Source organism: Candidatus Spongiihabitans sp., assembly GCF_965247905.1.
Lineage (GTDB): Bacteria > Pseudomonadota > Gammaproteobacteria > Arenicellales > Poriferihabitantaceae > Spongiihabitans.
The window spans coordinates 1198331-1224882 of the sequence record NZ_OZ252047.1 but is presented as its reverse complement, the minus strand read 5'-3'; the positions used below and the strand labels follow the sequence as shown (position 1 = coordinate 1224882).

At 54.3% G+C, this 26552-nt stretch carries 23 protein-coding genes; 4 read left to right on the top strand and 19 right to left on the bottom strand.

Going from position 1 to position 26552, the window contains the following annotated elements; all coding sequences use genetic code 11:
* Nucleotides 1–65 precede the first annotated feature (65 nt).
* The 3 genes from ACP158_RS06255 to coaE are packed head-to-tail and all read left to right on the top strand — an operon-like array spanning nucleotide 66 to nucleotide 2218.
* On the top strand, nucleotides 66–851 hold the full coding sequence (locus ACP158_RS06255) for a hypothetical protein (RefSeq protein ID WP_424948087.1): 786 nt from the start codon (nucleotides 66–68) through the stop codon (nucleotides 849–851).
* Nucleotides 838–1545 (top strand): hypothetical protein, encoded by a 708-nt coding sequence (locus ACP158_RS06250; RefSeq protein ID WP_424948086.1) that lies wholly within the window; start codon nucleotides 838–840, stop codon nucleotides 1543–1545. Before ACP158_RS06255 ends, ACP158_RS06250 begins: the two co-directional genes overlap by 14 nt.
* Nucleotides 1546–1579: 34 nt before the next feature.
* Nucleotides 1580–2218 carry a dephospho-CoA kinase gene (gene coaE / locus ACP158_RS06245; protein WP_424948085.1) on the top strand — a complete coding sequence of 213 codons (639 nt, stop codon included), beginning with the start codon at nucleotides 1580–1582 and terminating at the stop codon, nucleotides 2216–2218.
* Between the two features lie 6 nt (nucleotides 2219–2224).
* Here the strand turns inward: coaE and ACP158_RS06240 are convergent, their stop codons facing one another.
* Genes ACP158_RS06240 through secA form a run of 3 tightly spaced genes read right to left on the bottom strand, consistent with a single transcriptional unit; the run spans nucleotide 2225 to nucleotide 7195 of the window.
* Entirely contained in the window at nucleotides 2225–2632 is a 408-nt protein-coding gene (locus ACP158_RS06240) for a (deoxy)nucleoside triphosphate pyrophosphohydrolase (RefSeq protein ID WP_424948084.1), read from the bottom strand.
* The gene (gene argJ, locus ACP158_RS06235) at nucleotides 2613–4451 is read right to left on the bottom strand and encodes a bifunctional glutamate N-acetyltransferase/amino-acid acetyltransferase ArgJ (RefSeq protein WP_424948083.1); all 1839 of its coding nucleotides are present in this window, start codon (nucleotides 4449–4451) and stop codon (nucleotides 2613–2615) included. The genes ACP158_RS06240 and argJ overlap by 20 nt, the downstream gene beginning before the upstream one ends.
* Nucleotides 4433–7195, bottom strand: coding sequence for a preprotein translocase subunit SecA (secA, locus tag ACP158_RS06230; RefSeq protein WP_424948082.1), 2763 nt, complete (start codon nucleotides 7193–7195; stop codon nucleotides 4433–4435). The genes argJ and secA overlap by 19 nt, the downstream gene beginning before the upstream one ends.
* A gap of 82 nt (nucleotides 7196–7277) precedes the next feature.
* On the opposite strand from secA, the gene ACP158_RS06225 reads away from it, so the two are divergent.
* Nucleotides 7278–7766 carry a DciA family protein gene (locus ACP158_RS06225; RefSeq protein WP_424948081.1) on the top strand — a complete coding sequence of 163 codons (489 nt, stop codon included), beginning with the start codon at nucleotides 7278–7280 and terminating at the stop codon, nucleotides 7764–7766.
* 45 nt (nucleotides 7767–7811) lie between these two features.
* Here the strand turns inward: ACP158_RS06225 and lpxC are convergent, their stop codons facing one another.
* The 16 genes from lpxC to mraZ form a co-directional block, all read right to left on the bottom strand.
* Entirely contained in the window at nucleotides 7812–8723 is a 912-nt protein-coding gene (gene lpxC, locus ACP158_RS06220) for a UDP-3-O-acyl-N-acetylglucosamine deacetylase (protein WP_424948080.1), read from the bottom strand.
* 195 nt (nucleotides 8724–8918) lie between these two features.
* Nucleotides 8919–10076, bottom strand: coding sequence for a cell division protein FtsZ (gene ftsZ / locus ACP158_RS06215; RefSeq protein WP_424948079.1), 1158 nt, complete (start codon nucleotides 10074–10076; stop codon nucleotides 8919–8921).
* Nucleotides 10077–10175: 99 nt separating this feature from the next.
* Nucleotides 10176–11411, bottom strand: coding sequence for a cell division protein FtsA (ftsA, locus tag ACP158_RS06210; RefSeq protein ID WP_424948078.1), 1236 nt, complete (start codon nucleotides 11409–11411; stop codon nucleotides 10176–10178).
* Nucleotides 11412–11413: 2 nt separating this feature from the next.
* Nucleotides 11414–12181, bottom strand: a complete 768-nt coding sequence (locus ACP158_RS06205; protein ID WP_424948077.1) for a cell division protein FtsQ/DivIB — start codon at nucleotides 12179–12181, stop codon at nucleotides 11414–11416.
* Nucleotides 12182–12261: 80 nt separating this feature from the next.
* A complete protein-coding gene (murB, locus tag ACP158_RS06200; protein WP_424948076.1) occupies nucleotides 12262–13200 on the bottom strand; it encodes a UDP-N-acetylmuramate dehydrogenase in 939 nt (312 codons plus the stop codon).
* Nucleotides 13197–14612, bottom strand: coding sequence for a UDP-N-acetylmuramate--L-alanine ligase (murC, locus tag ACP158_RS06195; RefSeq protein WP_424948075.1), 1416 nt, complete (start codon nucleotides 14610–14612; stop codon nucleotides 13197–13199). The genes murB and murC overlap by 4 nt, the downstream gene beginning before the upstream one ends.
* Nucleotides 14605–15735: an undecaprenyldiphospho-muramoylpentapeptide beta-N-acetylglucosaminyltransferase gene (gene murG / locus ACP158_RS06190; protein WP_424948074.1), complete on the bottom strand. Its 1131-nt coding sequence runs from the start codon at nucleotides 15733–15735 to the stop codon at nucleotides 14605–14607. The genes murC and murG overlap by 8 nt, the downstream gene beginning before the upstream one ends.
* Entirely contained in the window at nucleotides 15732–16958 is a 1227-nt protein-coding gene (gene ftsW, locus ACP158_RS06185) for a putative lipid II flippase FtsW (protein ID WP_424948073.1), read from the bottom strand. Before ftsW ends, murG begins: the two co-directional genes overlap by 4 nt.
* On the bottom strand, nucleotides 16955–18370 hold the full coding sequence (gene murD, locus ACP158_RS06180; RefSeq protein ID WP_424948072.1) for a UDP-N-acetylmuramoyl-L-alanine--D-glutamate ligase: 1416 nt from the start codon (nucleotides 18368–18370) through the stop codon (nucleotides 16955–16957). Before murD ends, ftsW begins: the two co-directional genes overlap by 4 nt.
* A gap of 33 nt (nucleotides 18371–18403) precedes the next feature.
* The gene (mraY, locus tag ACP158_RS06175) at nucleotides 18404–19486 is read right to left on the bottom strand and encodes a phospho-N-acetylmuramoyl-pentapeptide-transferase (RefSeq protein WP_424948071.1); all 1083 of its coding nucleotides are present in this window, start codon (nucleotides 19484–19486) and stop codon (nucleotides 18404–18406) included.
* The gene (locus ACP158_RS06170) at nucleotides 19480–20979 is read right to left on the bottom strand and encodes a UDP-N-acetylmuramoyl-tripeptide--D-alanyl-D-alanine ligase (protein ID WP_424948070.1); all 1500 of its coding nucleotides are present in this window, start codon (nucleotides 20977–20979) and stop codon (nucleotides 19480–19482) included. Before ACP158_RS06170 ends, mraY begins: the two co-directional genes overlap by 7 nt.
* Nucleotides 20976–22532 (bottom strand): UDP-N-acetylmuramoyl-L-alanyl-D-glutamate--2,6-diaminopimelate ligase, encoded by a 1557-nt coding sequence (locus ACP158_RS06165; protein ID WP_424948069.1) that lies wholly within the window; start codon nucleotides 22530–22532, stop codon nucleotides 20976–20978. The genes ACP158_RS06170 and ACP158_RS06165 overlap by 4 nt, the downstream gene beginning before the upstream one ends.
* Nucleotides 22533–22554: 22 nt before the next feature.
* Nucleotides 22555–24270: a peptidoglycan D,D-transpeptidase FtsI family protein gene (locus ACP158_RS06160; RefSeq protein ID WP_424948068.1), complete on the bottom strand. Its 1716-nt coding sequence runs from the start codon at nucleotides 24268–24270 to the stop codon at nucleotides 22555–22557.
* On the bottom strand, nucleotides 24249–24623 hold the full coding sequence (ftsL, locus tag ACP158_RS06155; RefSeq protein ID WP_424948067.1) for a cell division protein FtsL: 375 nt from the start codon (nucleotides 24621–24623) through the stop codon (nucleotides 24249–24251). The genes ACP158_RS06160 and ftsL overlap by 22 nt, the downstream gene beginning before the upstream one ends.
* 17 nt (nucleotides 24624–24640) lie before the next feature.
* Entirely contained in the window at nucleotides 24641–25645 is a 1005-nt protein-coding gene (gene rsmH, locus ACP158_RS06150; protein WP_424948066.1) for a 16S rRNA (cytosine(1402)-N(4))-methyltransferase RsmH, read from the bottom strand.
* Nucleotides 25646–25662: 17 nt separating this feature from the next.
* Nucleotides 25663–26121: a division/cell wall cluster transcriptional repressor MraZ gene (gene mraZ / locus ACP158_RS06145; protein WP_424948065.1), complete on the bottom strand. Its 459-nt coding sequence runs from the start codon at nucleotides 26119–26121 to the stop codon at nucleotides 25663–25665.
* Nucleotides 26122–26552 lie beyond the last annotated feature (431 nt).

Here is a 26552-nt window from a genome sequence, read left to right as displayed (position 1 = left end):
CAATCGTTTACAAACCCTGTAAATACTCGGCTCCAGAATAACTCACTGTGTTATAATTATGTATCATGTCTGTAGATGCTGAAAAAGTAGATACGCTTCTCCAGTACATATTGCTGGTTGCAGGGTCGCTAGATGCCCGGATGGACCGTGGTCTAGGGCCGATTCATTTAATCAAATATGTGTATCTTTCCGATCTTGCTTATGCTGAGCACAATCAAGGCAAAACACTAACTGGTGTTCGCTGGCAATTCTATAAATTTGGCCCATGGTCGCAGGAAGTCAATGCCCGTATCAATCCCGCACTAAATCAGATTCATGCTACACGCACAGACTTTACAAGTGATTATGGAAATGATGATTGGTGTAGATGGAAGCTCGAGAGCAATGGGCTGTTGGAGGAAAAAGAGCGGCTATTACCTCTGGCGGCGCGAATACGTTTGCCAAGGGAGATTAAAAATTTTGCGCATGATACACCTGATCTCCTTGATTATGTCTATAAAACCGGGCCGATGTTATCCGCTAAACCGATGAAATATCTCGACTTTCATTTGGCATATTCGGCGAATTTAAATATTCAGGATTCTCAACCGACAAAATATTCAGTGCTGTCAAAGGGAAAGAAAAAACGTCTGGCTGAGCGTATGGAGTCATTAAAAAAATCGAGAAAAGAACAACAGAAGCCGAAACTGGTCTGCCCCGTATCCAGTCAACGTTATGATGAAGTATATAAGGAGGGGATAAAATGGCTTGCTAGTTTAGCCGGACCAAAATTTTCCGATACAACTATGGATGTTCAATTTTCTGATGAAGTATGGAATTCAATGGCGCGGAAAGGCGATGACTTATCCTGATGATAGTATTCAAGCCTGTGTCGATAAAGATTGGTGGATTAGCAAGGATAACAACTCCCTATGCAGGGGTACACTGGTTTTTGCTTTTGTGCCCCATGTCGATCAGACTCCTTACACACTAGAACCTGTTGGACGAAAGAATCCAACCCAACATAGTTCAGCGGAGTTACAGGTAAAACCACTTAACATTCAATCTTCACGGCCACTTCCCTCTTTACCTGTAGCCGCAATGCCTTTGTATCATGGGGAGCTTTGGGCGGCTTATAGAGCAAAAAAAAGACCTTGTATTGTTCTGAGCGATGAGTCGCCATTGATTGATAAAAATCTGATTCGGGGTGCGCCAAAGCGCAATACTGCCCCTACGGTATTGGTGGCTCCTTACTATGGCGTTGGCCGAAATAATCGGAGATCAGGGTATAATCCGGCCTTTATCGAAAGGGTGCGTCATTGCGAGTATCCGCAGTTTTTTTGGGATCAGTTACCTATTGACGGCCCAAAAGAGTCGTTATTACGATTGGATCATTTGCAACCCATCGGAACTCATTACCAATCCTACCAGTCGTCAAGTTTTAAACTAAACAATACAGCTATGGAAGTGCTTGATGAAATGTTGCAATGGTTGATATATGGAGGGGTGCATGAAGACAGTTTGATTGCGCTCTACCGAAAAGAAATAGAGGATTCTTTTGGGTGACAGGAAATGTCGCCTCGCAAATCGTTGTGCTGTAATGGCGGCCAGGGTCGGACTCACCGGTGGAATTGGCAGCGGTAAATCCACAGTTGCAAACTTATTCAAGCAATTAGGCGTCGATACTATCGATGCCGATCTCATCTCCCGAGAACTAACCCGGCCAGGCACGCCGGAATTTGAGCAAATTGTTGAAAGCCTGGGTAGCGGGATAATCGATAATTCTGGTCATATAGATCGCAAAAAACTGGGGGAAATAGTTTTCAGAAACGATAAAAAACGCGATCTTCTGGAATCCATTCTGCACCCGCCCATCCTGGACAAAATGTTTGACCAATGCCGGAAAAGCAAATCGCCTTACTGCATACTTGAAATTCCACTGCTCATCGAAAGCGGTCAGCACGAATTAATGGATCGAGTGGTCGTGGTCACCTGTAATCCCGAAACAAGAACAAGTCGGTTACAGCAACATCGAAAGATGAGCGTGGATGAAATTAACCGCGTTTTGGATACACAGTTAAGCGATCGGGAGAGAGCGGCTAAAGCCGACGATGTCATTGTCAATGACTCAACCATCGCTGCACTTGAAGCGCAAGTAACGCGCTTGCACGAAACTTATCGGTCAATGTTCGGGCCAAAAATGGACCAGCAAATCAGGCGCGCCGGACGCTGGTCATGATGCCGATCATAACGATTTAACCACATCCAAAATCGGGTGAACCGCAGCAAGCACATCCATTTCTCGGATTTCTTCGATGGTCTTCCAGGCAAAATTTTGCGCTTCCAGATTGATTACCTGCGCCTCGAAATTGTCTATCAGATAAACATCCAGCCAGACATTTGCATGGTCGTAGTCATGGGCGATTTGGGTTAACGGAATTATGTTTTTTATGGAAACGCCCAACTCCTCATTCAGTTCGCGAATCAAAGCCTGTTGCGGCGATTCATTTTTCTCGACCTTGCCGCCGGGAAATTCCCACTGTCCGGCGCACGGTTTGCCGGGCAGTCTTTGCTGAACTAAAAGCTGTCCCTGCGGGTTTCGCAGCACACCCACGACAACATATAGTCGGGAGTCAGGAGCGGTAATCGGCATTAATACGGATATAGCCGTGAGTTAAATCGCAAGTCCATACCGTGGCTACGCCGCCGCCGATGCCGACATCAACGGCAATGAAAATCTCGTCGCCTTGCAAATGTTTGGCGACTCCGGCTTCATCATCGGCTTCATCGTAGCTTTCCGCGACCTGCCCATGTTCAGTAATCAACACGCCGCCGATATTTATTTTCAAGTTATCCCGGTCAGCCTGTTCGCCGGATTTTCCCACCGCCATCACTATCCTGCCCCAGTTCGCGTCTTCGCCGGCGATCGCGGTTTTCACCAGCGGCGAGTTGGCGATGGATTTGGCGATGACGGCGGCCGCGCGGTCGGATGCCGCGCCGCTGACCGTGATTTCGATCAATTTCGTTGCGCCCTCGCCGTCGCGCACAATTTGCAGCGCGAGGTCGGTCATCACCTGCGCCAGCGCGCGCTTGAAATCATCCAGCGCCGCATCGTCCGCATCGCACAGCGGTGGGTTGCCAGCTTGGCCGGTGGCGAACAACAAACAGGTATCGCTGGTTGAGGTGTCGCTATCGACGGTGATGCAGTTAAATGAGCGCTCGTTGGCGGCGACCAACAGCGATTGCAACGCGGCGCGCGGGATGGCGGCGTCGGTAAAGATGAATGCCAGCATGGTCGCCATATCGGGTTCGATCATGCCGGAGCCTTTGGCGAAGCCGTTGATGGTCACCGGCGCGTCGGCGATCGCGGTGCGCACGGTGGCGCCTTTGGCGAAAGTGTCGGTAGTGGTAATCGCCTGCGCCGCGTCCCGCCAATGGTTCGGGTGCAGTTTATCCGCCAGTCTTGGTATGGCATTGACGATGCGATCAATGGGCAACGGCGCACCAATCACCCCGGTTGAAGCGACAAATATTTTATCCGCATCGCAGTTGATCGCTTTCGCCACCGCTCGGCAGGTTGCTTGGCAATGTTGCTCTCCGATTTTTCCAGTGAACGCATTGGCGTTGCCGGCGTTCACAATCAGCGCGGCCGCGGCACCGCTTGCCAGATGATCCCGGCACAACACAACCGGTGCGCTGGCTGTGGATGATTGGGTAAAAACGCCTGCCACTGCGGTGCCTGGGCAAAAACTTGCAAGCATCAAATCATTGCGATCCTGATGTTTAATGCCGGCCGCGATGGCAGCGAATTTAACGCCTGATATTTCTCCAAGATCAGGAAACCGTGTCGGCGCAAGCCGTGATTTTTTTACTGCGGACGACACTTGATTAAAAAATGCGCACCACTCCCCGTTGGCATTTTTGTATTCAGTATTCGCGGGTAATCTTATGTTGCGGTATGCGACAACTTCCACGAGCGCCGTTCCAACGCGGGATTTAAGCGGCTGAAATAAATTAAGCAAGCGCGGGCTTTGCGTTGGTATTCGCGGCGTGGCGCCGGAGTTATACCGGGAAAACAAAATCTCGGTGTCCGGATTTTCATCCTCCAAGTCGGAAAGTTTGCATCGCAATATAATGTGGTGCGAATACTTATTGCAAAACATATTTGGGATTTTTGTTGGCCAAAAAAACACATGCTCGTTGATGTATTTAACATATTGGGGGAAAGTCGTGTCATCGCTAAATTTAATTTTGTCGGTGAGCGGTTGCTGGTCGCGCAAAACTATTCCGTTGGATAACTTCACGCATTCATCTCGCTTCTGCGTCTCGTAACATTTTCTCTCGGCCGCGTTCATCAGCGACGACGCGCTCTTCAGAACTTTGCTTTTTTGCAACGCCGCAAAATTTTCCGGGGCAATGCAATGCAACAGCCATAACGAATCACGCAAAGCCATCACAACTTGCCGTGACACTGTTTGAACTTTTTCCCGGAACCACAGGGACAAGGCTCATTCCTTCCGGTTTTTTTGCCATCTCTGACAAACGGCTGTTCCGCCGAGTCGCTAACCAGTCGGCGCGCGGATGACCTAGCGGATGACTTGGCGGATGGCCGGCCGGGTTGTTCGTCCACACCCGCCGCCGTCGCATCATGATGAATGTATTTCACCGACTGCTCGCGCGCCTGTTGCGCCCGCAGCCTTTGTTCCATTTCCAGCATTTCCTCCTCGGACGGCACATGCACCTTGGCGAGAATGGAAATAACCTCGAACTTCATGGACTCAAGCAATGCGGTGAACATCTCAAACGCTTCGCGCTTGTATTCCTGTTTCGGATTTTTCTGCGCATAGCCGCGCAAGCCGATGCCCTGGCGCAAATAATCCATGTTGGCGAGATGCTCTTTCCACTGATCATCCAGAACCTTGAGCATGACCTGTTTCTCGAAATGGCGCATGCTGTCGCTGCCAACGCGGTTTTCTTTTGCCTGCGCCGTGGCGATGATGTTCGCCAAAATTTTCTTGCGCAGCGTTTCCTGATGAAGCGAATCGTCTTCATCAAGCCATTTGCGAATTTCCAAAGCGGCCCCGAATTCGCTTTCGATCTCTTTCTCCAACTGCACAATCTCCCACTGCTCCTCCAGCGTTTGCGGGGAAATAAATCGATCGATCACCGCGTTGACAACTTCCGCCCTGCTATCCTCAACGTACTCCGAAATATCCTCGGTTTCCATCAACAGGTTGCGCTGTTCGTAAATTACCTTGCGTTGCTCATTGGCGACATCATCATATTCCAATAGTTGCTTTCGCATATCAAAGTTGTGGCCTTCCACTTTTTTCTGGGCATTTTCGATCGCACGAGTAACCCACGGATGTTCAATGGCTTCACCCTCCTCCATGCCCAATTTTTCCATCAGCCCGGCAATTTTTTGCGAACCGAAAATTCGCATCAAATTATCTTCGAGCGACAAAAAGAATTGGCTGGAGCCGGGATCGCCCTGGCGGCCGCAACGCCCGCGCAACTGATTATCCACGCGCCGCGATTCGTTGCGCTCAGTGCCGAGCACGTGCAGACCGCCGGCGTCGATCACTTGGCTATGTCGTTTGTCCCACTGCTCGCGCGTCTCCTGCTTTTTATCTTCATCATCCATCGCGCCGAGTTCAATTTCCAAATTGCCGCCGAGCACGATATCGGTGCCGCGACCGGCCATGTTGGTGGCGATGGTAATGGTGCCGGGGCGCCCGGCTTCGGCAATGATTTTAGCTTCGCTGCCGTGATGTTTTGCATTTAAAACCTGGTGTTCAATCCCTTTCTTTTTCAGGATTTGCGACAAATGCTCCGAAGTTTCAATGGAAGCGGTTCCGACCAGAACCGGTTGACTGCGGCTGCGACACTCTTCTATACCCTCACAAATGGCGGCATATTTTTCATCCGCCGTGCGATACACCAGATCCGCGGAATCGTCTCGCCGCATGTCCTTGTTGGTCGGGATAATAACCACTTCAAGGCCGTAAATTTGCAAGAACTCCGGCGCTTCGGTGTCGGCGGTGCCGGTCATGCCGGCTAACTTGTCGTACAACCGAAAATAATTTTGGAAAGTAATCGAGGCCAGAGTTTGGCTCTCCTGTTGAATCGCCACCCCTTCCTTGGCTTCAACCGCTTGATGCAATCCTTCCGACCAACGCCGGCCCGGCATCATGCGCCCGGTGAACTCATCAATAATGACGATGGCATTATCGCGCACAATGTAATCCACATCCTTGTTAAATAAATTGATGGCGCGCAACGCCGAGTTGAGATGATGCATCAGGCTGATATTCGCGACCTCGTATAAACTGCTGCCCGGCTCGAGCAAACCCGCTTTGGCAAGCAACTCCTCGGCATGTTCATGCCCTTCTTCCGTTAACGCAACTTGCCTTGATTTTTCATCAATCGAGAAATCCCCCGGTGAATATTCCAAGCCCTCAGGTTGTTCTTGTTTAACCAGTTCGGGCACGATTGTATTAATCTTGTTATACAAATCCGTGCTTTCTTCCGCCGGACCGGAAATTATTAGCGGCGTTCGAGCTTCATCAATTAAAATGGAATCCACTTCATCGATAATGCCAAATCCCAAGCCGTTCTGAACGCGGTCTTGCCCGGAAAACGCCATGTTGTCACGCAAATAATCGAAGCCGAATTCATTGTTGGTGCCATAGACAATATCGCTTTGATAGGCCGCTTTCTTTGCCTCGCGCTCCTGGCCCGACAGAATGACGCCCACGCTCAAGCCCAGCAACGAATAAATTTTTCCCATCCACTCGGCGTCGCGTTGCGCCAAATAGTCATTGACAGTGACGATATGCACCGGCACGCCGGCGACCGCGTTCAGATAGGCCGGCAAAGTCGCCACCAGGGTCTTGCCCTCGCCGGTTTTCATCTCGGTGATCTTGCCTTCATTCAAGACGATGCCGCCAATCAACTGCACGTCGAAGTGGCGTAATCCCAAGGCGCGCACCGAGGCTTCCCGCACCACCGCAAATGTTTCCGCCAGCAATTCGTCTTTATGGGCACCCTTGGCAAAACGCGCCTTGAATTCAATCGTCCTGGCGGTCAGTTCATCGTCGCTGAGCGCTTGCAAGCCGGCCTCGAGGGCATTGATCTGGTCGACCGTTTTGCTCAGTTTTTTGAGAAGACGCTGGTTACTGTCGCCGAAAAATTTTTTCAGTGCATTCTGCAACATATAAAGAGTGCTATTATTTGCGTGCCATGGTGGCGGGATTATGCCAGAGTCGCTACCTTGCTATAAGACCATTATTCGGATAATGAAAGAGTTCAAATCCATCGCCCAAGTGATTAAACGGGTGATTAAAAACAGTTTACCGGTTAGCGAAGACCGGCCGGCAGTGGAGCGCTTGCAACAATCCCTTAGCGACTATTGGCGAAAGCAAGTCGGTATCGCCGCCCCTCATAGCTACCCGCTGTTATTTCAATCCGGTCGATTGGTGGTATTTTGTGATTCCGCGGCATGGGCAACCCAAATCCGTCACCAGAAGCCTTCTTTGTTGCGGCAATTGAATGATCATAATTTCAAAATTTCTGATATAAACATAAAAATACGTCCTGCATCCTCGCCGCAAACGCGCGGCAATTATTGCGGGAAAAAGATCGAGCCCATATCAACAGACAATGCAACTGCCATTTGCGACCTTGCCGCAAAAGTCGGGCATCGTGGATTAAGGCAATCCCTGTTCCATCTCGCAAAAAGATCCGCCACGAAACCCCGCAAAAAAACCAGTGGGCGGCCATCCTGAAAATCGAATCGCCGCCGCCTAAATATTCAGGCTATAAATATCCGGCTATGCCACTGCTACCGTGCTGGCAAAGGCGATAGGTGCTTGAGTTTCGTCCTCGTACGACACCAATTCCCAGGCCGATTCGTTGGCAAGCAGTTGGCGCAGCAGTTTATTATTTAATGCGTGTCCGGATTTATGCGCGCTGAACGCACCAATCAAGGGATGCCCAAGCAAGTAAAGGTCGCCGATCGCATCGAGCACTTTGTGCTTGACAAATTCATCTTCATAACGCAAGCCATCGTCATTCAAGATATGGAACGAATCCATCACGATCGCATTGTCGAAACTTCCGCCTTGCGCCAAGCCGGCATTGCGCAACGCTTCCAGATCGTCCATAAAACCAAAGGTCCTGGCGCGGCTGACTTCCTTCACGAATGAAGTGGTGGAGAAATCCACCGATGCAGTCTGGATGGATTTTTTCAAAATAGGATGAGCAAAATCAATGGCGAATGAAACCTTGAATCCGTTGAACGGCTCAAACTTAACCCACTTATCGCCCTCTTTCGCCAACAGCGGTTTTGTGATGCGTATGAATTGCTTGAGTTTCTCCTGTTCCAGGATGCCTGCGGACTGCAGCAAGAAAACAAACGGTCCCGCGCTGCCATCCATTATTGGCACTTCCGGCGCACTCACCTCGACGTAAGCGTTATCGATGCCCAAGCCCGCAAACGCGGACATCAAATGTTCGACTGTGGAAATTTTTACGCCGTCCACCTCCAATGTTGTGGATAGCCGAGTGTCGCTGACGTTTTCGGGGCGGGCCGGAACGGTGACCACTGGATCGAGATCAACGCGTTGGAAAATAATCCCGGTATCGACCGCGGCCGGGCGCAGGGTTAGGTATACTTTTTCACCGGTATGAAGACCCACTCCGGTGGCGCGAATGATGTTCTTCAGGGTTCGTTGTCTTATCATTCCGGTTTAAATATCAAGAAATATAAGGAGGCGCCAATGTTGCGCCAATGTTGGCCTGTAAAAAAAGGCGGATACTACACCAAAACTATGGGATAAATGGCTTTATTAAATTTTTTTAATATCCTCCCGTTTCGTGTCCCTGCCGGCTCGCGCACGATTGAAATTGCTTATGACAAATTTTCGCAATCCTTTGCCTTAGTCTGCCTGTTTTCTTAAAAAGGAAGGTATATCCAACTGCTTACTGTCTAATGGGGTCGCTTCTGCGGTTACCACGCCCATTCTGGTAAATTGCTTTTGCGGCAGGATTCGCCCCATTTTATGCTCTATGCTGTTGACTGCCTGAACCGGTTTCGCCGGGTTGTTCTCCACGTGCTCAGGCAGCGTAACTTTTGCCTTTGGATCAACCAAGCCGGTCGCCACCATGGTAACCCGAAGATCGCCCTGCATGGCCGGATCGACAGCCGTGCCAATGACCACGTTGGCATCCTCCGCGGCGTATTCATAAATTGCATTGCCCACCGTCTCGAATTCACCGATGGCCATATCCGGGCCGGCGGTGATATTAACCAACAGGCCTTTGGCGCCATGCAAGTTGATGTCTTCAAGCAGCGGGCTGGAGATGGCTTGTTGGGTCGCTTCAAGAGCCCGGTTTTCACCGCTCACGGTCGCTGAACCCATCATCGCCACACCCCGCTCAGCCATCACTGTTCTGACATCGGCAAAATCGACATTAATCAATCCCGGTCGGGTGATCAGTTCCGCAATGCCCTGAACCGCATTGAACAAAACTTCATTGGCTTTGTTGAATGCATCCATCATGGGGGCGTTTTGTCCCATGACCGCGAGAACTTTTTCATTAGGAATGGTGATCAAGGAATCCACGTAATCCTGCAACTCTTCAATGCCCCTATCAGCGATGGCCTGGCGTTTCCTGCCTTCGAACGAAAACGGCCTGGTGACCACGGCCACCGTGAGCGCGCCTTTTTCCCGCGCCAACTCGGCAATCACCGGGGCCGCGCCGGTGCCGGTGCCGCCGCCCATGCCGGCGGTGATGAACAGCATATCCGCGCCATCAATCGCCGCGGCGATGCGATCGATATCTTCCATCGCCGCCTGGCGTCCGACCACGGGATCTGCGCCGGCGCCCAGCCCCTTGGTCAAATTCTCGCCTAACTGCAAAACAGTGTCGGCCTTTGATTGCGACAGCATTTGCGCGTCGGTATTCGCATTGATGAAACTAACGCCTTCAAGAGCGGCGGTGAGCATATGCTCCACGGCGTTTCCGCCGCCGCCGCCCACGCCGATGACTTTGATCACCGCCCGTTGACTAATGGTATCTACTAATTCAAACATTTTATTTTCTCCTCGTGTGTATAAGCGTAAACATAAAGATCAAGCCGTTTGAGACGCTTGATCTCTGAAATAGAATCTGTCGATAAAAATCTGCCATCATCAAAAACTGCCCTTGAACCAGCCTTTCATCCGCTGCACCATAGCGGTCACAGCGCCAGGCTTGGGCGAGCGTTGCTGCATCTGATGGCGGTTTGCGTAGCCGAATTGCGCCAGCCCGATGCCGGTGGAGTAAATTGGATTGCACACCACTTCACTGAGACCGCCTTCATAATTCGGCACTCCCTGGCGCACCGGCAAGTGAAAAATTTCTTCGGCCAGATATATCATCCCTTCAATGCGTGAACTGCCGCCGGTAAGCACAATGCCTGAGCCAATGATTTCTTCAAACCCGCTGTTGCGTATTTCGGCCTGGATCAACAACAGTAATTCTTCAACTCTCGGCTCAATAATCTCTGCCAGGTTTCGTCGGGATAGCGTTCGTGGCGGGCGTCCGCCGATACTCGGCGTCTCGATGGTTTGCCCTTCATCAACCAGCGGCACCAGTGTGCAACCAAATTTTTTCTTGATCTCTTCCGCCGCCTGAGTCGGTGTATGAAAGGCAACGGCGATATCGTTGGTCACTTGATCGCCGGCAATCGGAATGACTGCCGTATGACGGATGGCGCCGTCGGTGAAAATCGCGATGTCGGTGGTGCCGCCGCCGATGTCGATCATGCAAACACCAAGCTCGCGCTCATCCTCGGTGAGCGTCGCCTCGCTGGAAGCAATTTGTTCGAGAATAATGTCGTCAACCTCCAACCCGCAACGACGGATACATTTCACAATATTTTGCGCCGCGCTGACCGCACCGGTAATCATGTGCACTTTGGCTTCCATGCGCACCCCGCACATCCCTATCGGCTCGCGAATGCCGTCCTGCCCATCAATCACAAAATCCTGCGGCAGGACATGCAGGATGCGTTGATCATTAGGAATCGCCATCGCTTTGGCGGCGTCAATGACGCGCTCTATATCGCTCTGCGTGACTTCGTCGTCCTTGATCGCGACCACGCCATGCGAGTTGATGCTGCGGATATGCGCGCCGGCGATGCCCGCGTAAACCGAATAGATTTGACAGCCGGCCATTAACTCCGCTTCCTCCACCGCCCGTTGGATTGACTGCACGGTGGATTCAATATTGGCGACCACGCCTTTGCGCAAGCCGGTTGCCGGATGATGGCCGACGCCAATGACTTCCATCGCGCCGTTCGGCGCCACCTCGACCACGACAACCAGCACCTTGGAGGTGCCGATGTCCAGCCCCACCACCAGATTGTTGTTTGGTTTCTTCGCCATGCTTAGTCGCGCGCCGATGCGGTGATGTTGTGCGCAACGGCTGGCGCGTCCCGCCAGCCAATCGCAAAGCCATTGGGATAACGCAGGTCAATGGTCTTCATTTGCGGAAACTGGACGATAAGTTCCTGATTCAATGCTTCAATAAACCGCTCAATGCGGGGAAATGAATTGGCCTGGTCCACCACCATGGTCACCGTGGCCGGCGAAATTTTTGTGGCCGCGGCGGCGGCTTGCCCCCTGTTCGACGCCAGCGCCCCCAGAGAAAGTTTCAGCCGCCATAAATCGGTTGCATCCAAACTCAGTTGTTCGAGGGCTAAGCCGTTGGCGGCAAATCGCCCGGACCATTTTCGATACGCTTTCCACACGATCTGCTGTTGATCGGCGGCGCCAGACAGTAACGGCAAGTCACGGTCGCTGCCGCCCGGCTGGCGATCAATCAGGTCGCCGGTGAAATTAAGCCACTGCTTCTCTCCCCACCTTGCCACCGGCTGCACTTCCACCACATCCACCACGATGGTGGCCGGCCATTGGCGGCGCAGCGATGCGGAAAATACCCAAGGGATTTTCGTTATTTCGTTTTCCAGATGCCGCAAACTCACGGAAAAATAATTGCCGTCGAGCGCCGCTGCGGCAATCCGTTGCACTTGTTCGCCATCGACCTGGTTAAAGCGCCCGTGCACTTCAATCTCCTTGATCCGAAATTTTTGCGGATCAAACAACCGATCGGCGACCAACAGCGCCAGCAGCGACGCCAGCAGCAAGATCGCCATGAGCATGATCCAGCGCGGGCGCGTGGCCAGGACCGAAGCCCCAGTCGCAGAATTGAGCGCAGGATTGGCGCAGGATGCATTCATTTTTCCGCCCCGATAATGCGCACTTCAAGGTCCAGTTCGACGCCGCTGTGTTGCATCACTCGGTCCCGGGCAATGCCAATCAGCCGCTCGATATCCGCGGCGGCGGCGGCGCCGCGGTTGACAATAAAGTTGGCGTGCATGTCCGAGATGGCCGCATCGCCCACCGCGCGCCCCTTGAGGCCGGCGACGTCAATTAATCGTGCCGCGAAGTCGCCGCGCGGATTGCGGAACACCGAGCCGGCGTTGGCGCTTTGTATGGGCTGCGATGCACTGCGTTTTTCCAGCAGACTGCGAATGGTGTCCTGGCCGCTGTAGCCGCTAGCCGCCGCCGTCAAGGCGAGTGTGCCGCTTAAGATCCAGCAGTCCTCTGGCAACGCCACTTGACGATAACCGTAACTCAGGTCTTTGGCGTGAATTTTTTTGCACTGTCCCCGCCGGTCGACACATTCAATCTGCTCCACCCAATCCCAGGTCTCGCCGCCAAAGGCGCCGGCATTCATCGCCAGCGCGCCGCCAAACGAGCCGGGCACGCCGGCTAAAAACTCCACGCCGGTCAAGTTATGGCGCGCCGCGAGCCTGGCGACTTTGGCGCACGCCACGCCGCACTCGACCGACAGCCGCTGCGGCGCGCTGAGTTCAAACTCGCGCAGCCCGCCGGCGGTGCGCACCACCATTCCCGCCACGCCGCCGTCGCGCACCAATAGATTGCTGCCCAAGCCAATCCAATGCAGCGGCATGTCGGTCGGCAGTTGCACCAGCAGTTGGATCAAATCCGCCTTATTCGCCGGGGTGTAAAAATACTCGGCGATACCGCCGGTGCGCCAACTGGTATGCCGCGACATGGGCTCGTCAACGCGCAGCCGCCCGCGCAGTCCGCGCATAAACGCCGGCGCATCGCTGGCTTGCTTGTTTGGCGAGCGCATTGGCGGCGTCATTGGCGGCCTCCTTGACCACGGCAATCGGCCGCGGCCGAGCGGTCTGCCAACGATTGGGCAAATCGGCCGATGTCGCCGGCGCCCAAAGTCAATAACAAATCGCCGGCTTGAACCTTATTCGGCAACACCGCGTTCAATTCGTCCCAGGTTTCCACAAACACCGGATCGCCGCCGCGCTCAGCGATGGCGCGGCAAAGAGAACGACCGTCGCTGCCGCTAATAGCCTGCTCCCCGGCCGGGTAGACTTCGGTGATGATTAAATGCTCTACCCCGGCCAATAACTGAACAAAATCGTCGAATAAATCTCGGGTGCGGGAAAACCGATGCGGTTGAAACACCACTACAATCCGTCGCCCAGGCCAGCAATCCTTGCTCGCTTGCAGGGTTGCGGCCAATTCGGTCGGGTGATGCGCATAGTCGTCAACGACTTCCACGCTATGACCGCCGATTCGAACCTCGCCCAGTGGTTGAAAACGTCTGCCGATGCCCTGAAAACCGGACAACGCCGCGCCGATGGACTGCGCCGACAAGCCCAACTTGTAGGCGATTGAAATTGCCGCCAACGCGTTCAACACATTATGCTTGCCCGGTAGCGCCAGTTTGAATGCGCCGATGGATTGGCCGAAGCGAATCACTTCAAAGGCGCTTTCCCTGCCGTTCTGAACAATGTCGACCGCGCGATAGTCGACTTCCTCCGAGGTGCCATAACTGACAATCGGTCGGCGTATCGCGGCCGCGATCTCGCGCACCGCCGGGTCGTCGAAGCACAGGATTGCCAAGCCGTAGAACGGCAGGTTGTGCAGGAAATCGAGATAGGCTTGCTTCAGGCGCTTGAAATCGCCGTCGTAAAATTGCATGTGGTCATGATCGATATTGGTCACCACCGCCATCTGCGGCTGCAGGTGCAAGAACGAGGCGTCGCTCTCGTCCGCTTCGGCCACCAAATACTCGCCCTGCCCGAGGCGCGCACTGCTGTTCACGCTGTTGACCACGCCGCCGACGATGAAAGTCGGATCGAGACCGGCATTGGCAAGCACCGTGGCAACCAAACTTGTGGTCGTGGTCTTGCCATGCGTGCCGGCGATGGCGATGCCCTTGCGAAAACGCATCAACTCGCCCAGCATTTCGGCGCGCGGCACCAACGGAATCCGGTTGTCCCGGGCGGCGATGACTTCGCTATTGCGGTCGTCAACCGCGCTGGAGACGACCACCGCGTCCGCGCCGGTAATATTCCTTCCATCGTGACCGATATAGATGGTGGCGCCGGCCTGGCGCAGTCGCTTCAGGATCGCCGTGTCCGATAAATCAGACCCGGACACCTGAAAATCCAAGTCAAGCAACACTTCGGCGATGCCGCTCATGCCGATGCCGCCGATGCCGACGAAATGGATATGCCGCACAAAGTCACGCATGCATCGCCTCCATGCGCATCGCTTCCATGCAAACGCGCGCCAGATCCTGGGTGGCGTGCGGTTTTGCCAGTTTTCGCGCGGCGGATGCCATGGCCACAAGCAGTTTTCGATCGCGATCAAAGCGCGTCAAAATTTTTAGCCAATGACCCTGAACAAACTGCTCCTCGAGCACCATATAGGCCGCATTATTGCCAACCAAATAGGCCGCGTTTTTGGCTTGATGGTCATTGACGGCATGCGGATACGGCACGAAAATTGCCACGGCGCCGGCGCAACAGACTTCGGATACGGTCATGGCGCCGCTTCTGCAAATGACGATATCGCACCATGCGTAAGCGGCCGGCATGTCGTCTATAAATTCATTGACTTGGCAGCCGAGGCCCGCCTGCAAATAAGCCGCGCCAATGCCATTGCGGCCGCCGGTGCCGCTTTGATGCCAAATATCAACATCGGGTATCGGGTTAGTCGCAAATAGTTTTGGAAGTTGCCGGTTAAACACCTCGGCGCCCTGACTGCCACCAACGATCAATAACCGCAACGGTTGTTTGCGGCTGGCCAGCCTGATTTTCGGGTCCGGAATATTTGAAATCTCCGGCCGCACCGGATTGCCGATCCATTGAAACTGCCTGAACCCATCAGCGGAAGGAAAGCCGGTTAATATGCGATGGCTAAAGCGCGACAGCCAGCGATTGGTCAGCCCGGCCACTGAATTTTGTTCATGCAGGACAATCGGCAGTCGCAACGCCGCCGCCGCCAAGCCACCCGGACCGGACACAAATCCCCCCATCGCTAAAATCGCTTTTGGCTTGCGTTTTAATATGACGCGCAGCGTTTGCGCGATGGCTCTTGCCAGCATAAACGGCATCAATATTTTTCGCGCCACGCCGCTGTTGCGCAGCCCCTTGATGTCGATGGCATTGAAGGTGATGTTGGCTTCTGTGACCAGCCTGGCTTCGAGGCCCTGCCGGGTTCCAATCCAACTCACTTCCACGCCTTGACGCATCAGCTCTTTGGCGACCGCCAAGGCCGGCATCACATGCCCGCCGGTGCCGCCTGCCATAATCATCATGCGGCTCGTCTCGGTCTTTATTTTTGCCGCGGTTTTTGATTGTGCGCTTATCATCTGCGTCCTCCGGGCTGCGGCCGGCTTTGCCGATCAACGGCAAACAGCAAGCCGACCGCGACCATGCTGATCAACATGCTGCTGCCACCGTGGCTCATCATCGGCAAGGTGATGCCTGTGGTGGGCAGCAAACCGGTGTTCACGCCGATGTGCACGCCCGCTTGCACAGCGAACAGCAGGCCGATGCCCTGCGCCAGAAAACCTGAAAACCGCTGCCCCAGCCGCAACGCGCGGTGCGCGATGGCAAACGCGCGAAACAATAACAGCGCAAACAGCGTTAACACGCTGAAGATGCCGGCGGCGCCCAATTCTTCGCCGATAATGGCAATCAGAAAATCATTGCTTGCGTGCGGCAGATAGAACAATTTCTGAATGCTGCTGCCCAGCCCGACGCCAAACCATTCACCCCGACCAATGGCGATGAGCGCCTGAATCAATTGAAACCCATTGCCATAAGGATCGGCCCAGGGGTCCTGGTAACTTAACAATCGCGCTACCCGATAAGGCTCCATCCACATAATCAATGCCATTAGCGCGGCGGCCACGCTGATGCTGATCAGAAAATGCCAGCGCCGAACCCCGGCCAAAAACATCATTCCGGCAATGGCGGTTGTGATTACCACAGCGGTGCCAAAATCAGGTTCAAGCAGCAACAATAATCCGATTGCCCCGGCCACCAAGCCAGTATTGAAAATGCCGACTTTGAATAGATGCAAATCGTCGCGTTTGCGCGCCAGATAGTCGGCGAAATAAATAATCGCGGCGATCTTGATAAACTCGGACGGCTGAAATCGGATGCCGCCTAAATCGATCCAGCGCATACTGCCATTCACCTGCACGCCTACGCCAGGGAACAGCACGACCACCAATAACAGCAATCCAATCAGCAGCAACGCTTTGCTCGTTGCGGCAAGCCAATTCATTTGCATCCAGGCGGCCATGAACAGCAGCGCGCTACCCAGACCAATATGCGCCAGATGTTTAATAAGAGGCTTGAAGTTGATATCCAACGTGCGGCTGTCGGCCGCGATGGTGGCGGAATAAACCATGACCACGCTGAGCGACAGCAAGGCAATCACCGTGAACATCAACCCTTGGTCATAGGATGACACGTCGCTGGCGCGATGCGCTTGCGGCGCCATGTTTTGCGCCGCCGCCTCGGCGTTCATCGCGGCGCGGTTCGCCGACATGTTTTGCGGCCTGTTGTTTTGCGGGCGGTTCAATGCACCAACTCCCAGACCAGTTGTTTGTAAACATTGCCGCGATGCTCGTAGTTGTCGAACATGTCGAAACTGGCGCAGGCCGGCGAGAACAACACGGTCTGCCCGGCGCGCGCCAAGCCGGCGGCGAGCGACACCGCATGGGTCAAATCCTTGGCGCGGTGGATGTAGTCGTTAGGTTCGTTATCGTCGCCATCATCATCATGAACATCGGCATCGGCCATCGCCGCGGCGATGGCCTCGGCGTCCTGCCCGAACAACACCGCATGGCGCACGCGCGCACGCGCCGCCGCAAGCGGCGAGAAATCGGCGCCCTTGCCGATGCCGCCGGCGATCAGGATGAGGTCGTCGCCGACGCCGTTGATGGCCGCTATGGTGGCGCCGACATTGGTGCCTTTGGAATCGTTGATCCACTTCACGCCATTGACTTCAGCCACCATCTCGCAACGATGCGGCAACCCGCCATAGTTCAGCGCGGCGCCCACCACCGCCGTATTCAACGCCACCCCGGCCGCCTCCACCAAGGCCATGGCGGCCAGGATGTTGGCGATGTTTTGCTCGCCCTGTAGGGTGATTTGCTCGGCCCGCGCCAGCACCGCATCGCCGCGCACCAACGCGCGTGAACTGCCCGCGCCGGTCACGCCGTAGTGGTTGTCCGCTGGGCGATCCATGCCGAAGGAGATGGATTCGGGGTCGGCGGCGAGCAGTTTTTTCGAGCCCGCATCATCGCGATTCAGCACACGCGCGGCGGCGGCGTGCAGGATGCGCGCTTTGGCCGCGATGTATTCATCCATGTCGCGGTAGCGATCCATGTGGTCGGCGCTGATATTCAGCACCGTGGCGGCGCGCGCGCGCAACGAATGCGTGGTCTCCAACTGGAAACTGGACAACTCCAGCACATAATAATCAGGCACATAATAATCGGGCGCCGCCGGGTCGAGCAAGTCCAGAACCGGGGTGCCGATGTTGCCGCCGGTTTTTATTTTCAGCCCTGCGGCTAACAGCATCTCGGCGACCAGCATGGTCACGGTGGACTTGCCGTTGGAGCCGGTGATGGCGATGATCGGGGCTTGCGCTTGGCGCACAAACAATTCAATATCGCCGATGAGCGCTCCGCCGCCGCTGAAATTTTGCCGCTCTATTTCAACCCCGGGACTGGCAACGATTTGCTTGAAACTTCCAAACCGCGCATACGGTATCTGCCCGGTGATAATTTCCACCTGCGGAAATTCATCCTTGACCTGTTTCAGATACGGCGGCAACTCGCGCGAATCCGCCGCAGTAACCTGCATCCCTGAGCGCACCAGATATTTGACCGCCGAATAACCGGTCAGCCCAAGTCCTATCACCAGCATCCGCTCAGGGCCCTGGTCATTGCTTGGTTGAATGAAATTTGCCCGGTTCGTCACATTCATTGTCATTGTCATTGTCATGTTCGGGCGCACTCCTCAGCGCACCTTCAATGTGGCTAATCCAATCAATACCAGGATCAGGCTGATAATCCAAAAACGCACGATGATCTTGGGTTCAGGCCAGCCTTTCAATTCAAAATGATGATGAATCGGCGCCATGCGAAACAGCCGGCGGCCTATCAACTTGAACGAGGCGACCTGCAAAATGACCGACACGGTTTCCATCACGAATATCCCGCCCATCACCACCAGCACAATTTCCTGGCGCACGATGACCGCAACGATACCAATCGCAGCGCCGATGGAAAGCGCGCCGATGTCGCCCATGAACACCTGAGCCGGGTAGGCATTGAACCATAGAAAGCCGAGACCGGCGCCGACCAGCGCCGAACAAAATATGAGCACCTCGCCGGCGCCGGCAATATAAGGAATTCCAAGGTATTGTGAAAAATTGGCGTTGCCGGTGGTGTATGCGAATACCCCTAAGGCGCCGGCCACCATGACGGCTGGCATAATCGCCAGGCCATCCAAGCCATCGGTCAAGTTCACGGCATTGCTGGCGCCGACGATGACCAGATAAGTCAGCGCGATGAATCCCCAACCCAGTGGAATAGCCACGTCCTTGAACAGCGGCAACAATAACGAGGTTTCCGCCGCAGAGCGCGCGGTATAAAACAGAAAAAAGGCGGCCATCAATCCAGCAATGCTTTGCAACAGAAATTTATTGCGCGCGCCTATGCCTTTGGGATCTTTGTCGATGAGTTTTCGATAATCGTCAAACCAGCCGATCAAGCCAAACGCGATGGTGGTAAATAAAATCACCCATATATATCGGTTGGTCAAATCCGCCCATAACAACGTGGCGACGACTACGGCAATTAATATCATGGCGCCGCCCATGGTCGGCGTGCCCACCTTGCTGAAATGCGTAGGCGGTCCGTCTTGCCGGACCGTTTGGCCGATGTTGTAGTCGCTCAACTTGCGGATCATGGCCGGTCCGAAAACAAAAAATATGCCGATGGCGGTGAGCACGCCGCAGATGCCGCGAAAGGTCAGGTAGCGGAATACATTGAAGAAACTGTAGTCCTGAGCAAGATTATTGAACAGCCAGGTCAGCATGACGCACCTCCGCGATGCGGTTGTTCATCATCACCACTCAACTCCTCGACTTCGATAATCTCGGCGACCACGCGCTCCATCATCGCCGACCGCGACCCTTTGACCAAAACCGCCACGTCGGCGCTTAAATTGCCCTTCAATTCAGCCACTAAATCGTGCAGGCTTTGAAAAACCTGGGCGCGCTTGCCACCCTGACCGAAACCGCGCGCGTAATGCTTGGCATCGTTATGACTTTGACCGGCCTCTTCGGCGAGCAGACACAGGAGTAGATCGATGCGCTGGTCGTTTGCGTATCGCCCCACTTCGTGGTGCAGTTGCGCGCTCATCGCGCCGAGCTCCGCCATCGCGCCCAACACCAAAATCTTGCGCCCTTTGAACCTCGCCAGCACATCAATGCCGGCCTTGACCGACTGCGGATTGGCGTTATAACTATCGTCCAGCACCACGGCTCCGCCCAGGGCGCGCTGATGATTCAGCCGACCCTGCACCGCCCGCATGTTTTCAAGCCCGCGTTTTATGCACTGCATGGTGGCGCCGACGGCGTGACAGATGGCGGCGGCGGCCAAGGCATTCATTACATTGTGGCGGCCCGGCAAAGGCAAATGGATGGTCGCTTGCCGCTCGTCATGCTTTTGGTCATGCTTTTGGTCATGTTGTTTATGCGGCCGCGCAGCCCTTATACACAACTCAAAACGGCTGGACCGCCATTCGCATTGCAAGTTGGCGAGGGTCAAGTCCGCGGGTGTCAAGTCGTCTTGCTTTGGCATCGCAAACGAGAGTACGCGTCCGCTTTTGAGTTTCGGCGCAACTTCGTTTCGCCACTCTGCGGCAAACTGATCATCGGCGTTGATGACGGCCGTGCCGGTTTCATTCAGCCCGCAAAAAATTTCCGCTTTGGCCTGGGCAATTTGCTGCAGGTTATCCAGTCCCTCGAGATGGGCCGCGGCGACATTATTAATTAACGCAATCGTCGGCTTTGCCATGCGACTGAGGGCGGCGATTTCCCCAATGTGGTTGGTGCCCATTTCGATGACCGCAAAATCATGGCGCTCGTTTAACTTGAGCAAGGTCAGCGGCACGCCCCATTGATTGTTGAAACTTCGCTCTGGGAACAGGCAATTTCCGCGCTGATTCAAGATCGATGCGGCCATCGCCGTGACCGTGGTTTTGCCGTTGCTGCCGGTAATCGCCAGCAGCGGAATATCGAAGCGCAAACGCCAATGGCTTGCCAGTTGCCCGAGCGCTTGCGTGGTGTCGCGCACCACGATTTGCGGCAACGCCGAGTCGTGCGCACGCGACACCAACGCCGCAACCGCGCCCTGCTTGTGCGCTTGGACGACGAAATCGTGACCGTCGAATTTTTCTCCCGGGATGGCGACGAATAAACCTCCGCGCTCAATCGTTCTGGAATCCGTGGCCACCGCGGTGAACCGCGCATCCGCGCCGTATCGTTTTCCGTGAACGATATTGGCGGCTTGCGCGAGCGTCATCATGACAACTGCTCAAGCAGTTCCGCAACCATTGCCCGGTCGCTGAATGGGTTAACCGCGTTGCCGATGGTCTGGGTTTGTTCATGACCTTTTCCCGCCAGCAAAATTAAATCATCTGGATTGGAAGATTGAATCGCCTCCGTCACCGCTTGTCGGCGATCATGAATGACCGTAATGGGCGGGCTCAAGCCTTGTTTTATTTGCTCGACAATTTGCGCGGCCGGTTCGGTGCGCGGGTTGTCATCGGTGACGATGACGCGGTCGGCGTTTTCTTGCGCGATCCGGCCCATTTGCGCTCGTTTGTCCTGATCGCGCTCGCCGCCGCAGCCAAACACCACGACCAGATTTCCGCGACACAACTGCTTCAAGGATTTAAGCGCGCGCGCCAGCGCATCCGGCGTATGCGCATAGTCCACCACCACCGCAGGCTGGGTCGGACGATTGCTGAACACTTCCATGCGCCCGGGCGGCGCGGCGATGCGGGCAATAACTTCTGCTATGGCATCCATGGCATAACCCATTGCCAACAGACAACCGATAGCGGCAAGAATATTCGGCACATTAACCTCGCCCAACAACCTCGAATCAATGCGCTGCTCGCGCCCACGGAACGCCAAGCGAAACCGTATTCCTTGGTCATCCGTTTCCAGTTCAAGCGCTTGCAACTCTCCAGACTTAATACCGTAACTCAGGCAGGTTAGTCCTCGATCCGGCCGATTGCACAATTGCAACAACTCACGGCCGAAATCATCATCGCTATTGATTACCACGGCGTTGAGCGAGGCGAATTCAAATAACTTTCGTTTGGCGTCGCCATAGCGCGCCATGGACTGGTGATAGTCGAGATGGTCCTGGGTCAAGTTGGTGAATACGGCGATATCGAAATCGATGCCATTGGCCCGGCCCTGCTCCAGTCCATGAGAAGAGACTTCCATGCTGACCGCGCCAGCCCGGCGGGCTAAAAATTCGGACAACCGTTGATGAATGGATATCGCGTCCATCGTGGTCAGTGCCGAATGCCGCAGGTCGCCGACCAAGCCGCTGCCGATGGTGCCGGCATAACCGCAGCGCAGGCCGAGCAACTCCAAGGCCTGGGCGACCAAATAAGCGGTCGTGGTTTTGCCGTTGGTGCCGGTAATGCCAATCATTTTCAAATGCCTGGACGGATCGCCGAAATACCGCGCCGCAATGATGCCGAGTTTTTGCTGCAGATTTTCTATGCCAATTAACGGCGCATCATGCTTGACCGAGTCCTTGGCCAAAGGGCCACGGCTGGCGCCGATCTTTTCAAACAGCACCGCAGCCGCGCCATTTGCCAATGCCTGAGCGATATACGCCCGACCGTCGGTTATCATTCCCGGCAGCGCGATGAACATATCGCCGGGCGCGACCCTTTGGCTGTTGAGCTGCAACGCCGCAATCGGGCGATCATGGTCGTGCCGCACTTCAGCATATCCCGCCAATAATTCACTTAACCAAACTGTCGTCGGCGGATATGCCAGGTCCATTTTATGCAGGTCCGTTTTATGCGGGCTGGCGTTTTGATGGCTCATCATTGACATTGCGCTATTCGTTGGCTCACGCCTCATGCGCTTTTTTGGATATGGCAGTGATTTGGGAGGCCTCAATATCATCCGGCTTGACGTTATACAAACGCATCAAATCCGCCATCAAATCGGCGAACACCGGCGCCGCGACATCGCCGCCATAATAAAACTTTCCGCGTGGATCATCGATCGCAACCACCATCACAAATTGAGGATCGGTTATCGGCGCCAAGCCCGCGAACAGGGAAATGTAGCGTTTATGCTTGTAACTGCCGTCGATTACTTTCAAGGTGGTTCCGGTTTTTCCGCCGATGCGGTAACGCGGGATGCGCGCTTTTCGGGCGGTGCCATTCGGCGTCGCCGCCTGCTCCAGCATGGCGCGGATACTGGCTGCGGTTTGCGCGCTGAATACGCGTTTGCCGCGGGCGCGATAACCTGGTTTTCTCGGTTGCAGCGTGACCGGCAACAACACGCCGTCGGTTGCGAACACCGTGTAGGCGCGCGCCAACTGCAATAGCGTGGCGGAAAATCCGTAGCCATACGCCAACGTTGCATGCTCAATTTTGCGCGTGCGTTTTTTCAACACCCCGGAAATCTCCCCCGGCAAGCTTGCGGCGCGACCGCCAAACCCGACCTCCTCAAAGGTGTTGTATAAATCGTCAAACGGAAACGCCAATGCCAGTTTGGCAGTGCCTACGTTGCTGGAATGAACCACGACATCGAACACCGATATCTCGCCATAATCATGCACATCGCGGATGGTATGGCCGGCAACCTGATAGTACCCCGGCGAAGTGTCCACCATGGTGTCCACGCCCACTTCACCGCTTTCCAATACCATGGCGATGGTGAACGGCTTGGCCGTGGAGCCCGGCTCCAGAACATTGGCGACGGCGCTGTTGCGAAACACGCCGGCGGTCAAGGTGCTACGGTCGTTGGGGTTGAACTGCGGCGAGTTGACCATCGCAATGATTTCCCCGCTCGGAATCCCAAGCACAACAATGCTGCCGCCGGCGGCGGCGTGCTGCTTGATTGCGGATTCAAGATAACGGCTTGCCTGCGACTGCACCCGTTGGTCGATAGTAATCACCAGATCCTGGCCATGCCGAACCTGCTGGATGCTTTCCACGCTTTCAACATGGTGTCCGGCTAAATCCTGCAGCACCCGTTTACGGCCTGCCTGGCCTTTCAATGCTGTATCGAAAGCGCGCTCCAAACCTTCCTGCCCATTGTCATCGACATCGGTGAAGCCGATTAAATGCGCGCTTACTGGCCCTCCGGGATAGTAGCGCTTGTATTCCCTGCGCACTTCCACGCCCGGAATTTTCATCGCCATAACCCGCTGCACTACAGCAGGCGGCAGCTGTCTTTTGATGTACATGAAGTCGGCTTGCGCAAATTTCGCGCAACGCTGCCGCAGCTTGTTTTTGGAAAGATGGATGGTGTCCAGCATCGGTCGCCACAATGATTGATCCTTGCAAAATATGCCGGGCTCCGCGGCCACAGAATCCATCGGCGTGCTGACCGACAACACTTGCCCGTTGCGATCCAGAATGCGCCCGCGTTGCGGAGCAATGTTCACGGCCCGCAGATAGCGCTTGTCGCCTTGAACCCGCAGTCTTTCATTTTCCTCAGTATGCAATTGCACCACCCGAAGCGCCAGCACAGCGAAAACGGAAATCATCAGCGCCAGCACCACATACCGAGGTAAAACCGCTGGCGCTTTTATGGCTGTATTCCTGGCCACCCTGCCCCTCCATTGCCTTTATTGAACATGCCGTTATTGAGCATGCCTTTATTAAACATGCCTTTATTGAACATGTGGTTAAATTGCGACCCGACCATCCGCACGGTAATAATTTGCTGCGGCGGCGGCGGCCGCATCCCCAATCGAGTGCCGGCGTCATCGGCAATATTATTCTCCATCGCCCAGGTCGCTTTTTCCAGCATTAGCCGGCCCCACTCGGATTGCAGATGACCGCGCTGATTCTCCATTGCTTGCAAGTCCATAAATGACAACCGATTTTCGTGGCGCACGGTGACCACGAACAACGCACTGACCAGCGTCGCAATCAGCATAAAAACAGATAGTTTGTTCATAGCGTGGGATTCCCGCCCTAGGCCACCTTTTGAGCGGCGCGCATCACCGCGCTTCGTGCTCTGGGATTTTGCTGCAACTCGCGCGCGCCCGGCTTTACCGGTTTGCCGACCAATCGTAATCGCGGTTTTAGCATGTCATGGGTAACCGGCAGATCGTGGGGGTAAGGGTCGCCTTTGGATTGCTCGCGAAAAAACCGTTTCACCAGCCGGTCTTCCAGGGAATGAAAACTAATCACAACCAACCGCCCGCCCGGCGCCAACGCCTCTAACGCATCGGGCAATACAGATTCAATTTCCTGCAACTCCTGATTGATGGCAATGCGAATAGCCTGAAAGGTTCGGGTTGCAGGGTGTTTATGCCCTTTGTGGTATGGGTGTTTATGCCCTTTGTGGTATGGGTATTTATGCCCTTTGTGGTATGGGTACTTGCCCTTTTCCCGCGTCGGCACCGCTGCGCACACCAGTTTCGACAATTCTGCAGTGGAGCTGATTTGGTTTTTCAACAAAGATTGCTTGATTTTTCTGGCGATTCTGCGGGCAAATCTTTCTTCGCCAAATACTTTTAACACTCGAATGAGTTCGCCCTCTTCGACCTGCTTCATCCAGGCGGCCGCGGTCATCCCGACGCTGCGATCCATGCGCATATCCAACGGTCCATCATGACTAAAACTGAAGCCCCGTTCACGGTTATCCAGTTGCGGCGAGGACACACCCAAATCAAACAGGATCGCATCAACCTTTCCGATCAGGTCGCGCTCTTTCAGAATTTGCGACAACTTCGAAAACGGGGCATGAATAATTTCAATGCGGTCTTGGTTTTGCCATTTTGACAATGCCTGGTCGATCGCGTCTTGATCACGATCAATCACAATTAATCGGGCCTGGCTGGCAAGCGCGCCGAACATCGCGCGGGCATGGCCGCCACGGCCATAGGTGGCATCCACAACGATTTCGGCGGCGGGAAGATTGAGCGCCTGCACGACCTCTTGTAACAACACCGGGATGTGGGTTGATGCGTTCATGTTGGCTATCATGCTGATTACAGGGAAAGTTGCTCCATCTCCACCGACAAATTTTCCAGATCCATGTCTTCCTGCAACCACTGACTGCGGCGCGCATTCCACAGCTGCTCGCTCCAAATCTCAAATTTGTTTCCCTGGCCAACCAGCAGCACCGATTTTGTCATCATTGCAAATTCCCGCAATGGGGCTGGCAATAATATTCTGCCGCTGCCATCCATTTCCACATCGCTGGCATAACCCAGCAAAAATCGTTTTAGCCTTTGGTGGTTGGCATCAAAACTGGGCAATGCCACAATTTTTTGCTCCACCAATTCCCATTCGTCCAAAGGGTATAACCATAAGCAATGCTCTTTGGTATTATTCACTGTGACAATCATTTTGCCGCCGCAACGATCCATAAGGGCATTGCGGAATCTGCTTGGAATTGCCAATCTGCCTTTATCGTCGAGATTAAGTGTATTTGCGCCGCGAATCATAGTTATCAAGCCTGGGTTATGAATCTGGATGATATGAGAAATTCCCCACAATTTCCCACTTTTCGACACTATATGGGCAAGCAATATCCCCTGTCAAGGGAAAAATAGCGGACTTATATAGGAAAGTTGGCAAAAGTTAAGAAATTAAAACCTTGACTTTTAACGAATTATGCGCGAATGAATATAAACAGTTATCTTAAAATCATAAGTTCCAGCGTATACATTAATTTAGGTTCAAGATACTTTAAGCGGTCGATTTCGGATAGATTTCAGCAGATATTGACACCTATTTTCGTGGCGCATATTGAAGCGAAACTCACACTCTTTCAAAGGAGTCCGGCTACGCCGGACGGTTTAATAACTGGATTCCCGCCTGCGGCGAGAATGACGGGCTGAGGGGACAATGGTGAATCGGAAGGCAATAAGTCCTT

What these genes read in the sequence shown, in the direction of transcription:
- ACP158_RS06255 (WP_424948087.1), top strand. Translation starts at nt 66, where the DNA reads ATGTCTGTAGATGCTGAAAAAGTAGATACGCTTCTCCAGTACATATTG.
- ACP158_RS06250 (WP_424948086.1), top strand. Translation starts at nt 838, where the DNA reads ATGACTTATCCTGATGATAGTATTCAAGCCTGTGTCGATAAAGATTGG.
- coaE (WP_424948085.1), top strand. Translation starts at nt 1,580, where the DNA reads ATGGCGGCCAGGGTCGGACTCACCGGTGGAATTGGCAGCGGTAAATCC.
- ACP158_RS06240 (WP_424948084.1), bottom strand. Translation starts at nt 2,632, where the DNA reads ATGCCGATTACCGCTCCTGACTCCCGACTATATGTTGTCGTGGGTGTG.
- secA (WP_424948082.1), bottom strand. Translation starts at nt 7,195, where the DNA reads ATGTTGCAGAATGCACTGAAAAAATTTTTCGGCGACAGTAACCAGCGT.
- ACP158_RS06225 (WP_424948081.1), top strand. Translation starts at nt 7,278, where the DNA reads ATGAAAGAGTTCAAATCCATCGCCCAAGTGATTAAACGGGTGATTAAA.
- lpxC (WP_424948080.1), bottom strand. Translation starts at nt 8,723, where the DNA reads ATGATAAGACAACGAACCCTGAAGAACATCATTCGCGCCACCGGAGTG.
- ftsZ (WP_424948079.1), bottom strand. Translation starts at nt 10,076, where the DNA reads ATGTTTGAATTAGTAGATACCATTAGTCAACGGGCGGTGATCAAAGTC.
- ftsA (WP_424948078.1), bottom strand. Translation starts at nt 11,411, where the DNA reads ATGGCGAAGAAACCAAACAACAATCTGGTGGTGGGGCTGGACATCGGC.
- ACP158_RS06205 (WP_424948077.1), bottom strand. Translation starts at nt 12,181, where the DNA reads ATGGCGATCTTGCTGCTGGCGTCGCTGCTGGCGCTGTTGGTCGCCGAT.
- murB (WP_424948076.1), bottom strand. Translation starts at nt 13,200, where the DNA reads ATGACGCCGCCAATGCGCTCGCCAAACAAGCAAGCCAGCGATGCGCCG.
- murC (WP_424948075.1), bottom strand. Translation starts at nt 14,612, where the DNA reads ATGCGTGACTTTGTGCGGCATATCCATTTCGTCGGCATCGGCGGCATC.
- murG (WP_424948074.1), bottom strand. Translation starts at nt 15,735, where the DNA reads ATGATAAGCGCACAATCAAAAACCGCGGCAAAAATAAAGACCGAGACG.
- murD (WP_424948072.1), bottom strand. Translation starts at nt 18,370, where the DNA reads ATGAATGTGACGAACCGGGCAAATTTCATTCAACCAAGCAATGACCAG.
- mraY (WP_424948071.1), bottom strand. Translation starts at nt 19,486, where the DNA reads ATGCTGACCTGGCTGTTCAATAATCTTGCTCAGGACTACAGTTTCTTC.
- ACP158_RS06170 (WP_424948070.1), bottom strand. Translation starts at nt 20,979, where the DNA reads ATGATGACGCTCGCGCAAGCCGCCAATATCGTTCACGGAAAACGATAC.
- ACP158_RS06165 (WP_424948069.1), bottom strand. Translation starts at nt 22,532, where the DNA reads ATGATGAGCCATCAAAACGCCAGCCCGCATAAAACGGACCTGCATAAA.
- ftsL (WP_424948067.1), bottom strand. Translation starts at nt 24,623, where the DNA reads ATGAACAAACTATCTGTTTTTATGCTGATTGCGACGCTGGTCAGTGCG.
- rsmH (WP_424948066.1), bottom strand. Translation starts at nt 25,645, where the DNA reads ATGAACGCATCAACCCACATCCCGGTGTTGTTACAAGAGGTCGTGCAG.
- mraZ (WP_424948065.1), bottom strand. Translation starts at nt 26,121, where the DNA reads ATGATTCGCGGCGCAAATACACTTAATCTCGACGATAAAGGCAGATTG.